The sequence below is a fragment of the Pseudoxanthomonas sp. genome, from assembly GCF_027498035.1.
Lineage (GTDB): Bacteria > Pseudomonadota > Gammaproteobacteria > Xanthomonadales > Xanthomonadaceae > Pseudoxanthomonas_A.
Genome location: NZ_CP114978.1, coordinates 739,623 through 753,566 on the forward strand (window position 1 = coordinate 739,623; position 13,944 = coordinate 753,566).

The 13,944-nt window shown below is 62.5% G+C and carries 10 protein-coding genes; 7 read left to right on the forward strand and 3 right to left on the reverse strand.

Annotated features, from left to right (window positions below):
- Nucleotides 1-58 precede the first annotated feature (58 nt).
- From O8I58_RS03315 to O8I58_RS03345, 7 genes are all read left to right on the forward strand, one after another.
- On the forward strand, nt 59-1,435 hold the full coding sequence (locus tag O8I58_RS03315) for a carbohydrate porin (RefSeq protein ID WP_298320662.1): 1,377 nt from the start codon (nt 59-61) through the stop codon (nt 1,433-1,435).
- Between the two features lie 160 nt (nt 1,436-1,595).
- The gene (locus tag O8I58_RS03320; RefSeq protein WP_298320664.1) at nt 1,596-3,572 is read left to right on the forward strand and encodes a flavin-containing monooxygenase; all 1,977 of its coding nucleotides are present in this window, start codon (nt 1,596-1,598) and stop codon (nt 3,570-3,572) included.
- 63 nt (nt 3,573-3,635) lie between these two features.
- Nucleotides 3,636-4,601 carry an alpha/beta hydrolase gene (locus O8I58_RS03325; RefSeq protein ID WP_298320666.1) on the forward strand — a complete coding sequence of 322 codons (966 nt, stop codon included), beginning with the start codon at nt 3,636-3,638 and terminating at the stop codon, nt 4,599-4,601.
- A 44-nt stretch (nt 4,602-4,645) separates the two neighbouring features.
- A complete protein-coding gene (locus O8I58_RS03330; RefSeq protein WP_298320669.1) occupies nt 4,646-5,425 on the forward strand; it encodes an SDR family oxidoreductase in 780 nt (259 codons plus the stop codon).
- A gap of 227 nt (nt 5,426-5,652) precedes the next feature.
- Nucleotides 5,653-6,375 carry a CoA transferase subunit A gene (locus O8I58_RS03335; protein WP_298320671.1) on the forward strand — a complete coding sequence of 241 codons (723 nt, stop codon included), beginning with the start codon at nt 5,653-5,655 and terminating at the stop codon, nt 6,373-6,375.
- Complete coding sequence (locus tag O8I58_RS03340; protein WP_298320675.1) at nt 6,375-7,064, forward strand: CoA transferase subunit B; 690 nt, start codon at nt 6,375-6,377, stop codon at nt 7,062-7,064. Before O8I58_RS03335 ends, O8I58_RS03340 begins: the two co-directional genes overlap by 1 nt.
- A gap of 250 nt (nt 7,065-7,314) precedes the next feature.
- Nucleotides 7,315-8,751 (forward strand): IS1182 family transposase, encoded by a 1,437-nt coding sequence (locus O8I58_RS03345; protein WP_298318979.1) that lies wholly within the window; start codon nt 7,315-7,317, stop codon nt 8,749-8,751.
- A 194-nt stretch (nt 8,752-8,945) separates the two neighbouring features.
- Here the strand turns inward: O8I58_RS03345 and O8I58_RS03350 are convergent, their stop codons facing one another.
- From O8I58_RS03350 to O8I58_RS03360, 3 genes are all read right to left on the reverse strand, one after another.
- Entirely contained in the window at nt 8,946-9,851 is a 906-nt protein-coding gene (locus O8I58_RS03350; RefSeq protein WP_298320677.1) for a hypothetical protein, read from the reverse strand.
- A gap of 217 nt (nt 9,852-10,068) precedes the next feature.
- Nucleotides 10,069-12,711, reverse strand: a complete 2,643-nt coding sequence (locus O8I58_RS03355) for an AAA family ATPase (RefSeq protein WP_180312837.1) — start codon at nt 12,709-12,711, stop codon at nt 10,069-10,071.
- Complete coding sequence (locus O8I58_RS03360; RefSeq protein ID WP_102584495.1) at nt 12,708-13,835, reverse strand: metallophosphoesterase family protein; 1,128 nt, start codon at nt 13,833-13,835, stop codon at nt 12,708-12,710. The genes O8I58_RS03355 and O8I58_RS03360 overlap by 4 nt, the downstream gene beginning before the upstream one ends.
- Nucleotides 13,836-13,944: the final 109 nt, after the last annotated feature.

Genomic DNA, 13,944 nt, shown 5'->3' on the forward strand with positions numbered 1-13,944 from the left:
TGGATCCCGGGCTGGACCGGCAGGTTCAGAAGCGGCGCCCGCCCGGTGGGCCGACAGCTTGACCGGCGTTTCTCACAACGAGGGCGCCCAACTGGGAGGAGGGTGTATGAAAATCAACGGTAGCAGCAGTGGCGCGGCCGGAAGGTTCGTCACGGCTGGCGCAGTCCTGGCAACATTCATGGTCCACGCCCCCGCACACGCGCAGGCGACGACCCCGGAGGAGTACGCGCGCTTCGACGCGTTGGGTGAGCCAGGCCTGGCAATCTCCTATCCACCGGCCATCGAGTCGCTGCTTGGTGACAACGGAGGTTGGAGGACCTCCCTGGCAGACCACGATGCGTCGCTGACCATCCGCGGATCGTTCGTGCAGAACTACGACGTGCTGCAGAACAATCCGCACAACCCGCAGGTGTATGCGGGTCAGAAGTTCACTTCGCAAAGCAACTCGATCTATCCAACCTACACACAGGGGCTGGGCGCGATCGGGCTGCCCAACTCCAAGCTGATCGTGGGCTTGATCTCCTATGCCTCATCATGGTCGGCGAGCCAGGGCTCCAGTGAAGTGGTGCCGCATTTCCAGAAGCTCGCGTACTACCAGAGTTTTTTCGACAAGAAGCTTGAGATCAAAACCGGCTATTTGCCGAACTACACCGAGTTCATCGGCGTATTCACCGGCGGCAGTCCGCTGCTGACCACCGGCCTGTCGAGCCTGGTGCCGATCGAGGTGGGCCTGAGTGCAGACCCGGCACCATCCCCGACATTCAACCTGACGCTGCATGGCCCGCGCGATCTTTACTTCAAGGGTGGTGTGCAGCGCAGTTCAAGCCCATTGGGTCAGGAGTACCAAGCCGGGCACGACGGCCCGCTCAACCTGCGCTACCGGGCCGAACGCGCATCGGCACTTTATATCGGCGAATTCGGGCAACGGCGCGAGGCCGGGCCGGATACGGGCAGCCGCTGGGTGCGGGCAGGTGCGCTGTACAACACTTCGGACTTTACCAATCTTGAGAACGGCCGCTACACCAACAACCATACCCTGTTCGCGCTGGGTGACTTCCAGGTGGCTCAGCCCTACAAGTCCATGCCTTACCGCGGCATCTTCGTCGGCGGCTCGGCCTTTTACGCCAAGGACGAAGTCAACGTCATCTCCGAATACTACGAGTTGCGTCTGTACAGCGTCGGTTTGATCGAGAGCCGTCCTGCCGATGGCATGACCTTCAACATCAACCGCAGCACCTATTCGAAAGTGGCACGCAGGACGATCGGTGCCGGTCTCGATGCACCGGCGGGGCAATTCCAGGTGACGGTTAGTTACGCGGCGCGCCTGGCGCGTGGCTTGTACATCTCTCCAAGCCTGAGCTATGTGCACGGGCCGGCATTCGGCGATTACAACGATGCCGCAGTGGTGGGCGTGAACCTGTTCGTGCAGCTATAGGTGCGCGCGGTGTGGCAGGCGACGCGGCCGGCCACCGATGCTTCGTGCGAAACATGCAACTGCGCGCCGCGGCGCAGCCACTCCGTGCCCGTGCCAGGGCACGTCGTCACTTCCAACGTGTCCATCGGGGTCGTACCGGATGGACCAAGCAGGAGGAAACATGGCCTATTTTTCAAACGTGCCCACCTTGTCTGCCGAACACGCTGGCTCCTCCGTCAGGTGGGAGCTGCTGAGCGCGACCGACGAAGAGATCGAGCGCTCGCTCGCCTATACCGACCCGATGGTGCTACGTGGGTTGGTCTACCAGCTCACCGGCGATGAGGAACTGCTGCAGACCCAGGTCGCCAAGACGCGGTTCTTTTTTGCTGAAGCGTATGGACCGGCAAGTCTGCAGGATGTTGAAACGATCAAGGCCAAGGCATTGGCCTTTCTGAAAGCCTACCGCGATCAGGGCGCCGGCGAGATCGGGATCGGCCCACCCGAGCGGCTGCGCAAGTCCATGGAACTGGTGGTCGGCGAGCCGATCCCCGATCTGGAGGCTGGCATGTGGACCGAGGAAACCGCCCTCGATCCGTGGTCCAGGGCTGCCGAATGGCCACGCGCTCCCTCGCCGGAGCAGCTTGAGAAGTTCTCCGTGATCGTCATCGGCGCTGGCCTTGGCGGCTTGAGCGCCGCGGCCCAGCTCAAGCATGCGAACGTTCGCTACAAGGTGATCGAGAAGAATCCGGCCGTCGGCGGCACCTGGTACGAGAACCGCTACCCGGGCGCACGCGTCGATACGCCCAGTCGCGCGTATACGCACATCTTCGGCGCCGAGTTCATTTTCGACTACGCGTTCGCGCCGCAGGCGGAAAACGAGCGCTACTTCAACTGGGTGGCGGACAAGTTCGCGCTTCGGCCGGACATCGAACTCAACACCGAAGTTCAGTCCATGGCCTGGGACGAAGGGCAGGGCGTCTGGAAGATCGAGGCGATCGGCCCTGAAGGTCCAGTGAGCTACGAGGCCAACGCGGTGATTTGCGCATCCGGCCTGCTCGCTCGCCCCAGCCTGCCGGCGATCGAAGGCATGGACCGGTTCGGGGGAGATGCTTTCCATACCGCGCGGTGGCCGAATGATCTCGACCTAGCCGGCAAGCGCGTCGCGGTGGTGGGAACCGGTGCGACCGGGTACCAGATGGTGCCAGAACTGGCCAAACTGGCTGAACACACCACCCTGTTCCAGCGCAAGCCGCAGTGGGTGTTCCAGCTGCCGGGTTACACCAGCAAGCTGCCTGTTGAAGCGACATGGCTGGACCGCAATCTCCCTTTCCACACCAATTTCATGCGATTGCGGACCAACTGGCTCACTGGAGAGCACGTCTATTCGCCGATCTTCAGCATCGATCCGGAATGGAAGGATCCACACAGCCGGAGTGCATTGAACAAGGAAGTGCGCGATGCACGCATTGCCTACATCCAGGAAAAATTTGCCGGCCGCCCGGAGTTCATCGACAAGATGATCCCGCCGCATCCGCCGTTTTCCGCGAGGCCGCTGCTGGTCGATGAGAGTTACAACATCTACGACGCCCTGCTGCGTGATGATGTCACCTTGGTCGACAGCGGCATCGACCGTGTCACCCCGCGCGGTATCGTCGCCGGCGGCAAGGAGCATCCTTTTGATGTGATCGTGTGGGCCACCGGCTTTCGTGCCAATGAACTGTTGTGGCCAATGAAGATTACCGGGCGATCGGGAATCACCGTCGAAGAACTCTGGTCCAAGGATGGTGCGCGCGCTTGGGTCAGCGGCAGCATGCTGCCCAAGTTCCCCAACTTCTTCATGCTTTACGGGCCCAACACCAACCCGGCCGCAGGCGGAGGCATCGTCAACCACGAAGAGATGGTGACGCGCTTTGCCATTGAATGGGTGCAGAAACTCATCGTCGATGGAAAGCGCTCGGTCGAGGTCACCGAGCCGGCGTACTGGCGCTACAACGGGCTGCTGGATCAGCGCGAGGCCGGCAAGACCTATACCGACGCACGGGCGAAAAGCTTCTTCATGAATCGCTACGAACGCTCGTCGGTGATGCTGCCGTTCGCGCCCAGCGAGTTGTGGAACTGGCTGCGCCACGCCGACGCCGACGAGTTCCTGGTCACCTGACCTGCACACACCCGTACGCGGCGCGGGCAAGCCCTCGCTGCAGATCCCAAGTAGGAGAACCCAATGTCCGTCCTTGAACGTCTGGATCCCGAGATCCTGCCCGTCGTGAAGATGGTGCCGGTGATCGACATGGCCGATATTCCCGCCGCCCGCGCCGCGCTGCATGCCATGTACGCCTCGGTCGGCAGCCCGCCACTCAACCCTGCAATCAGTCGGGAGGACCACCTCGTACCCGGCTGGGAGAGCGATCCGGAGGTGCAGTTGCGTGTGTTCCGCCCTATCGATGCGAGCGAAACGCTGCCGTGCTTGTACTGGATCCAGGGCGGCGGTTACGTGCTGACCGCGCCAGACTTGGACGATCAGTGGTGCGAAACGATCGCCAACGACCTTCGCTGCTCCGTGGTGTCGGTGGGTTGGCGGCGCGCGCCCGAGCATCCGTTCCCAGCCGCGAGCAACGACTGCTATGCCGGCTTCGCCTGGACGATGCGAAACGCAGAAGCGCTGGCGATCGATCCCGGGCGGGTGGTCATCGGTGGCGCAAGTTCGGGCGGTGGGGCGGCTGCTGCACTGGCCCTGCGAATCCGGGACGTCGGCGAATTCAGTGTGGCCCACCAGCTTCTGGTCTATCCGATGCTGGACGATACGAATTCATCACCCTCCAGCCACAGGATTACCGATCCCGAGCTCTGGAACCGCCAGAGCAACGAGCTTGCGTGGCGCGCTTATTTGGGCAGCAGTTACGGTAGCTCGGATATTTCGCCGTATGCCGCGCCAACGCGGGCGTCGGACCTTGCAAGGCTACCGCCTGCCACGATCCTCACCGGCGAACTGGACCTATTTGTCGACGAGAACATTGCCTACGCGCAGCGCCTGCTGCACGCCGGAGTAGAGATGGAACTTCACGTCTATCCCGCTGCGCATCACGGCTTCGACCGCCACAACCCGGGCGCCGGACTGTCCCGTCGCTTCTTTGGTGATCGTGACGCCGCCTTGCGCAGGGCGATGTGGAAGCAGCGCGCACAGGCTTAAAAAGGCATTTAAACGTATTTCTCTTGTCTTACAGGAGTTAGGTGATGAGTTCACTGAGTCTGAAGAAAAAAGTTGCAGCGGTGACTGGCGGCGCAAGCGGCATCGGCGCCGCCTGTGTACGCCGCTTGGCGCGGCTGGGCGCAACGGTGGTCATCCTCGATGTGGATCTCGAGTCAGGTCAGGCACTGCAGGCCGAGCTAGGCGCGCCGCATCTCTACCGCAGCTTGGACGTGTCCGACCCGGCGGCGTGGAAAACAGTCCTTGACGAGGTCGAAGATCTGCTGGGACGTGTGGATATCCTGCATCTCAACGCCGGTGTCATGAGCCGGCCCCGCGGTGCGCCGTTGCTCGACGACCCATTGAAGTGGTTCACGCAGGACGCTTACCGCAAGGTGCGCGGCGTGAATCTGGATGGCGTGGTCTACGGGATCGAGGCGGTGCTGGGAAGAGGCGGATGTTCTCGTATCGTGCTCACCGCCTCTGGCGCCGCGGTTAGTCCGCTGGCCATGGATCCTTTCTATACCGCGACTAAGCATGCCGAGCTGGGCTTGGGCCTGGCTCTGGCGCCGACGCTCGCTGAAAAAGGCATGAGGATCGACGTCATCTGCCCCGGTGCCGTGGATACACCAATTACGGCGCCGGACATCCGGGCAATGCCACTGAAGCAAGAGTCGCCCGAGTTCATTGCTTCTGCGCTGGAGCAAATCCTGGCCTCCCCCAATGCACCAAATCATGCTTGGCTGGCTTACAGCGAAAAGGAAGGGGTGCGGGCCTATGTCCCGACGGGCGCTCAAGCGGCGTTGGATGTGGTTGATCGGCAGTAATGAAAATGGTCCTCGTGTCTCGATAGCGCAGCATCGCGACCTGCACTCTGCTTGATACGTTTGATGACGGTACTGACGACTGAGGGGACTTTTCATACCCGTGGGAAGTCACTCAAATGCTGTCGGGTTAAATACTGCGACCGCAGATCGTCCTGTAGCGAGTCTTCTGCTTGGTTGATGTGCAATCGTTGGATCTCTCGCGGTCGCTATCAATCATGGGAGTTTCCATGCAAGGCCAAGGATTTCGCAAAGTTTTCCAAACCGCGTCTGCGGCTCTTCACGGTCTTGTCGCAGACGGCCAGATCCTGGCGGTGGGCGGCTTTGGCCTGTGCGGGATGCCCGAGCAGCTGATCAGCGCGCTGCGCGATATCGGGGTCAAGGACCTGACGGTGATCTCCAATAACGCGGGCGTGGACGGCTTCGGGCTGGGCCAGCTGCTGGAGACGCGCCAGATCAAGAAGATGATTTCTTCCTATGTTGGCGAGAACAAGGAATTCGCGCGCCAGTACCTGGCCGGCGAGCTGGAGCTGGAATTCAACCCGCAGGGCACGTTGGCCGAGCGCCTGCGCGCGGGCGGGGCGGGCATCCCGGCGTTCTTCACCGCCACTGGCTACGGCACGGTGATCGCCGAAGGCAAGGAAACGCGCGAATTCGACGGCAAGCACTACATCCTGGAAACCGCGCTGCACGCCGACATCGCCCTGGTCAAAGCCTGGAAGGCTGACACCGCCGGCAACCTGGTGTTCCGCATGACCGCGCGCAACTTCAACCCGGCCTGCGCGATGGCCGGCAAGGTCTGTGTTGCCGAGGTCGAGGAGGTGGTCGAAGTCGGTGCCATTGATCCGGACCAGGTGCACCTCCCTGGCATTTACGTCGACCGCATCGTGGTCAACGCAAACCCTGAGAAACGCATCGAACAGCGCACCGTGCGCGCGCAGGAGACACACTGATGGCCTGGACCCGCGAACAGATGGCCGCACGCGCCGCCCAGGAACTCACCGACGGCGCCTACGTGAACCTGGGCATCGGCCTGCCCACGCTGGTGGCCAACTACATTCCAGACGGCGTGGACGTGTGGCTGCAGTCGGAAAACGGCCTGCTCGGCATTGGTCCATTCCCGACCGAAGACGAGATCGACGCCGACCTGATCAACGCCGGGAAACAGACCGTCACCGCGCGCAAGGGCGCCAGCTTCTTCGGCAGCCACGATTCGTTCGCCATGATCCGCGGCGGCCACATCGACCTGGCCATCCTGGGCGCGATGCAGGTCAGCGAGAAGGGCGACCTGGCCAACTGGATGGTGCCCGGCAAGATGGTCAAGGGCATGGGCGGCGCGATGGACCTGGTTGCCGGCGTCAAGCGCGTGGTGGTGATCATGGAACACGTGGCCAAGGACGGCGGCCACAAGATCCTGCCCGCCTGCGACCTGCCGCTTACCGGCGTGGGCGTGGTCAACCGGATCATCACCGACCTGGGCGTGTTCGATGTCACGCCAGAGGGGCTGGCGCTGGTGGAGTTGGCGGAGGGTGTTACTGCTGAAGAGGTGTCCTTAAAGACAGCCGTTCCAATAAGAAGCTACGGAATGGCTGTGTCTGGCCGAGGCTTTATGAGAATTCTTGCGCCGATGCCACGAGCTTGAGTTCTCACGCCTCAAAAAAAAAAGGAAGACAAACTCAGAAATCGTTGTAAAGACCGTTGACCGGTCGTTCTTTGATCAAATTCCTGAGCCCCTAGCGCTTTAACACAACCTCGGACGGAAGCACACGCACAAGGGCAGGGCGGTTAGGGATGTTTATCAGCGGTAGGGCGGATGTCCGCTTCTGGCCGAGGCTGTGTGAAAACCACCACGTCACTGGCAATATCTGAGCATCACTTGATTGGTGCCGGGCATGAAGCGATTCGTCGATAGCGTTGATCGGTCCCAGGGACTTCTGCTCCCTGATCGGCTCGAAGACTACGTCCACGAGGAGAACCCGGTGCGGGTGGTCGACGCGTTCGTTGAAGCGCTCGACCTGAGTGCCTTGGGCTTTGAGGCGGTTGATCGTGCCGCTGGCGGCCGGCCCGCCTATCACCCGGCCGCGCTGCTCAAGATCTACATCTACGGCTATCTCAACCGCATCCAGTCCAGCCGTCGCCTGGAGCGCGAAGCGCAGCGCAACCTCGAACTGATCTGGCTGACAGGACGATTGGCGCCGGACTTCAAGACCATCGCCGACTTCCGTAAGGACAACGGTAGTTCCATCGTGTCGGTGTGCAGCCGGTTCGTTGCGCTGTGCCGGAGGATGAAGGTCTTCTCACATGCAGTGGTCGCAATCGACGGTAGTAAGCTCAAGGCGGTGAACAGCCGAGAGCGCAACTTCACCGCTGGCAAGATCAGGGCGCGTCGCGAACTGTTGGACGAGAGCGTGGCCCGCTATCTGGCCGAGCTGGATCGGGCTGACCGTGATCCAGCGCTGCTGCCAGAGGGGCGTGTCCCCCATCTGAAGGACAAGCTGGCCAAGGTGCGTGAGCAGATGGAAGCGCTCGATGCCATCGAGCAGCAGCTCAAAGACACACCCGACCACCAGATCTCGCTGACTGATCCTGACGCACGCTCGATGACTTCGAGCGGACGTGGCACCGGGACTGTGGGCTACAACCTTCAAGCCGCGGTCGATGCTGAGCATCATCTGATCATCGCCCATGAGGTCACCAACGCAGGTAACGACCGCGCCCAGCTCTCGGCCATGGCCATAAAAGCCAAGGATGCGCTCGGCGCCGAACACATCACTGCGCTGGCCGATCGCGGCTACTTCAATGCGCCGGAGATCCTGGCGTGCGAGCAGGCTGGCATCATCCCGCTGGTGCCCAAGCCACTGACCTCGAACAGCAAAGCCGAGGGCCGGTTCGACAAGCGGGACTTTATCTACGACCCGCGAGCTGATGCCTATCAATGCCCAGCGGGCGAAGCCGCCACCCATCGCTTCACTACTGAAGAGAATGGCCTGACGCTACACAAGTATTGGTCATCGGCCTGTCCTGCCTGCCCGATGCGAGCCAAGTGCACGACCGGCCGCTACCGACGCATCAGCCGATGGGAGCACGAGCACGTGTTGGAGACGATGCAGCTGAGGCTCAATGCCAGGCCACAAGTCGCGGTGACGCGAAAGCAGACCGTGGAGCATGTGTTCGGCACGCTCAAGGCTTGGCTGGGCACTACGCCATTTCTGACCACAACCCTTCCAAAGGTCAGAACAGAGATCAGCCTGGCCGTCCTGGCCTACAACATGAAGCGCATGATCAAGATCATCGGAATGCCGGGCATGCTGAGAGCAATCGCAGCCTAGGCGTCGAACTTCCGTACTTGTCACAGTTGTCTGATCTGGACGCACCAGTGACGCTGAAACATCGGCGAAGAGTTTTTACACAGCCTCGACCGGAAGCGGACCCTGGCCCACGGGTAGGGCAGGGGAGCTGCTATCCAATATTAGGATTAGATGGATTTATCGTGGGTAGGGAGAGAGCAGTTTTCCTCCCCGAGTCATGCCTGCTCGGGGGTTTGCGGATCACCTGTAGGGTCAAACACGAACCGCTGCCCGGGAACCAGATTGAAATTGCAGTCTCCCGGCGGAAGTCCGTTTAGTCTCAGGAGAATGATGGCTTCGCCTTTCTTCGCCAGGTCGTTCAGAATCTCTTCCTCAAGCTTCTCGAAATGCGACAGCATGTGGAGAAACCCAGAGAGAACTTCTTCGCAATCTTTCAGCAGTTGTTGCTTCGACTCTCCTACGGTGCGGATGTTGAGCGTCTGGATTTCGGAATGGGCGGCCTGGGAGTTTCGTAGCTTATTCACAAAATTCATGTGATCCATTGCGCAATGGTCGAACTCAAGGCACAGATGAAATGGGTGCGCTAGCGTGCCTATCAGCGAAACCAAATGCGGGTCTTTCCCGTTCTCCTTCTTGCATGCAGGACAGGGAGACTCCAGCAGAGCGCCGAGCGCTAAGCGCTTGTATCGCGATTCAGTGAAGTTCGTGCAATAGAGCAACTGCTTGATCGCGACCTCGCAAACTCTAGCGGTATAGAGAAGCACGTCGTTGTATAGGCGAAGTCGCTCGACTTCTGCGTCCACCTCGGTGTGATCCGGTGTCGGGCTGGTGGCGTAATCGTGATAGGCGTTGATAGCCCGACTCAGGACCAAAGAAAGCGCGGATCCGCTGTAGCTGTATGGATTCGTGTAACGCCCCTTGATTTCGCGGTCGGAGTTGGAGATATATGAGAGTTGGCCGCGTTGCATCATCCAGGCCCGCATCTCGCGAGCCAGCGGAAGGAAATTGATACCCTCGATCTGCTCGCCTTCCCAGCGGAACGCGTGCGGACGGTAACTCCACGAGAGATGCTTTCCATGCCACTCGCGTTCGGGCGGTCGCTTGGTGCTTTCGGCATTCATGATGCAAGAGTAGTCCGAGCATTCTCAATGAGAAAGAACTGGCTTAAGGTAGTCGCCATAGCCTGCCATTGGCTGAAAGGGAGCGTCAGTGGGGCAGGGGACTACGAAGCCGTATCGGGGGTAGTGAAGCCCAGGTGCTTAACTCAATCTTCCGCGGGGCGGGACCGAACCCCAGACGTTGAATTGGCCGCGTGAGTAGGATTGTCAAAAAAACCCATCACGTGCCAGGTTGCAAAGCTTCAGCAAGATCGCGGACGGGCGTGCCCAAGTCGCGCCAGCGGTCCGGATGGCAGGTCATCATTAGCACCTGATGGCGTTGGGATGCGTCGTACAACACGCGCTTGAGCCGATCGAGACGATCCTTGTCGGAGTGGACCAAGGCGTCGTCCAAGACAAGCAGGGTCGGGGCTCCCGACTGCTGCAGCAGATCGGCGTAGGCGAGGCGGCAGACCAGCCCCAACTGCTCGCGCGTGCCGAAACTCTGTTCCTCGTAGTCGCCGGCGTTGCGGCCTTCCGTGGTGACCAGGCCACCCGGTAGCAGACCGGCATCCATGACGAGCTGCTGGTCTGGGAAGAGCAGACGCAAATAGTAGTCGACTCGGGATTGCAGGGGCGCCAGCAGGCGCTGCTGCACCGCGGCGCGGCGACGCTCCAAGATTTCGAGCAGGTGCGTTAGTACCTCGATCTGGCGCTTGAACTGGCCTACGCGAAGCGTCAGTGAGGCGTGCTGCACACGCAGCTGATCGCGCTGCTCTTCCAGGCCGTCGGCGCCCACGTGTTGGATCTCGGCACGCACCTGGGTCATGCGATCACGAGCAGAGTCGAAGCGTCTGCGCTCAGCCTTGGCGCTGGCATCGAGGCGGTCGACGTCGAGCTTCAGCTGGTCAGCGTTCAATGCAGCAGCTTGCGATTGAAACTCGCGGAGCTGGGTGGCGGCGTCGCGGGCGTCCGCCTGGGCTTGGAGCAGCCGAGCGTCAACATCGCGAATCTCATCCTGGCGGGTCGGGGAATCCACGCGGGCCTGCAGCTCCGTGACGGCCGCGGTGGACTGGTCGCGTGCAATCTCGGCTTCGCGCACATGCTGCTGGTGCCGGGAGCGTTCCTCACCGGCCAGCGTGAGGGCGTCCTGTGCGTGGCGCTGGGCATCCTGGGCTTCAACTAGGGGCAGCGTAGTCTCGGGGGGCGGCGGCAGGTCGGCTAAGCGCGCGGCGATCGCCATGCGGTCGGCGTCGAACCGGTCGAGTTCGAGGGCGAGGGCTGGGATGCCCTCGGGCGCCGCGGCGCGCAGTTCGCCGCGCGCCACGTCAGCGGCATGCTGGGCGGCACGGTACGCCTCGGCCTTGGCTTCAGCCTCCTGCAGGCTGGCTACCCCTGCTGCCGTGAGAGAGGCGGCAAACGCCTCATTGGCGTGGGTGCGGCGCGAGACGAGGGCATCCAGATCTTCGCCGCCAGGTCGCACCTCCAGGCGACCCAGGCCCGGCAGCTCGATGTCCACAGGAGCGGTTACCAGCAGCTCGCCGTCGCCGGCGAGGGTGTCGGTGCCGGCGCGCAACTGGATACCGGGATCAAGGGTATAGCCGACACGAGTGCTGACCGCCTCTAGCCGCACCACGGCATCCCGCAGCTCCGCTGATCGTTCACGGATGGCCTCGAGGTCTTGGGGGTGGAGCAGCGTGGCGGCGGCTTCGGCCTGCCGTGCCTCGAGCCGCCCCTTGGCCTCCAGTGCCTGCGCATGGCGCGTGTGCAGGGCGGCGTGCTGGTGTTCGAGTCGGCCCTGTTGGCCGGTCAGGTCCGCGCGGGTGGCAGCGTCCTGGGCCTGCTGAAGGGCTTGGGCTGCCTCCTTCATGGCGTGATCGGCGGTGGCGTAGTCGCCCTGGACCTGCGCGGACCTTGCCTGCATGTTCCCGAGGGCGTCGGTGGTGTTGGTGAGGCGCGTAATGGCCGAGGCCAGCAAGGACTCGGGTTCACGCAGTTCGCCAAGGCGATTGGTAAAGAGGGTGATGCGGTTGCCGGCGTCCTCGCGGCGCTGTTCCTGGGCTGCAATTGCGCCGTGCAAACGGTCCGCCTCGTCTAGTCCGGATTGGGCCTGGCCGCGCTGGGCCTCCAACTGCTCCCACGGGCGGGCGGATTCGAGTTCGCTCACCGTCGCCTGCAGGCGGGTTAGATCGTCGACTTGGCCGCGGTAGCGTTCGATGCGGGCATCGAGGCCCTGCAGTTGCTCGGTGCAGGCGGCCAGCTCGTTCCTGGCGGTGGCATAGGGGCCGCGTGGGTCATTGCGGGCGCCGGTGACCAGCGCGTCCTTCTGCGCGCTCAGGCGATCGATGACCGCATCACCGCCGGTGCTTGCGATGTTGCCCACTAAGGCCTGCAGCGCGCCCTGCAGGTGGCTGTCGGCGTGTTCCACCTGCGCGTGGACGTCCTGCCCGGCACCCTGCTGGACCCAGAGGAGGCCGGGGATGCCCCAGTTGTCGTCGCGGCTGGCGCCGCGCCGGGCATAGCTGTAGCCGATGAGGGAGGCGAGGTAGTCTTCCGCGTCCTCGCCGTCCAGGGTTTCGCGGGCGTAAGACAGGGAGCACCGCTTGGTCGCGAGGAAGCTCTTTTCCAGATGGTAAGGCGTGCCGGCGACCGTGAAGTCGAGCTGGATGGTCGGGGCGACGCCGCCGGCATCGCGCGGGCGCAGGTGGTCAACCGAGCTGGACTTGTAGCGCTCGAGGAAGGCGGCACGGATGGCGTCCACAAGGGTGGATTTGCCTGTCCCGTTGGGTCCGGAGAAGACGTTGAGGCCCGGCTCCAGGTCCTCGAGGACGACAGGTGCTCGGAACATGCGGACGTTCTGCAGAGCGATTCGCTGGAGCTTCATGCCGCCGCTCCCGTGGTGTTGACGCCGCGCATAGTAGTGGCCAGCAGGATCAGGCTGTCCCGGGCCATGTCGCCGGCGTCGCCGTCGAGCGTCTGGGTCGTGCGCAGCTCGTTTATCGCATCAGCGAGGTACCCATCGGCACGCAGGCTGGCGATGTCCTCGGGGGAGGGGAGCAGTTGCAGGCCGGCCAAATCCCACCGTAGCGCCAAGGCGCGGCCCTGGGCGCGGGAGATGGCGCGCTGGAGGCGTTCGTGGCTGGCCAGGTCGACAGCGCCGGTGACTGTAAGGTCAACGACGTCCGCGCTGGACAGGGTTTCGAGGGTGGCTTCGAGCGCATCGATGTCGCTGGCTACCTGCAAGGCGGTCTCGATTTGGCGCCACTGGTGGCGGCCAATGCGAACGGCGCGGACCTGCGGCTCCTGGCCGGCCTCAATCTCCACGATCAGCACGTTACCCGGGTCATTGCCGCGGAAGCGGTCCTGTTCGTGGGTGCCGCTGTACCAGGTGCGGGCGTCGATCCGCGCGGTGCCATGCCAGTCGCCCAGCGCGAGGTAGTCGAGGCCGGCACTGGCAACGCGGCCGGCGGCGATGGGGTTGGCGGAGTCGATGCCGTCGTGCAGAACTCCCTGCACGCTGCCATGGGCCATGCCGATACGAATCACACCGGGGAAGCGCGGCGCGTCTTCAAACCATTCGGTGAGGTCGGCGAAGGTATTGCGCTGGGTCAACGGGGCAGGGAGTACCACGGCCCTACCGTCCAGCAGCGGGACCGGCGCTGGGGTGAGGCAGAGAACGACGTTGGCAGGAACGGCGCCGAGGCGCTGTGCGCGGGTCCAAACCGACTCGATCAAACCGGCGTCGTGGTTGCCGGGCATGAGCAGCCAAGGACCGGGGTAAGGCTCCATGGCTCGGAACGCCTGCTGAATCGTCTTGTCGGCAACGGTCTGGGCGTCGAACACGTCGCCGGGGACGAGCACGGCATCAACCTGCTCAGCCGTGGCGAGTTCCGCGATCGCGCGGATGCCGTCGATGCGCGCCTTGGCCAGGAGGGCGGCATCGTCCGGCTCGAAACCTCCAAACTGCTTGCCGATCTGCCAGTCGGCAGTGTGTAGAAGTTTTGGCATTTGAATTGTTGCGCAATATGTACTTGATGGGACGATATACAGAGAAGTCTGCCGCCTGAAAAGCTGACTGGTATCCCTCAAATGCCGATCTTTCTGGAGATCAACTTTG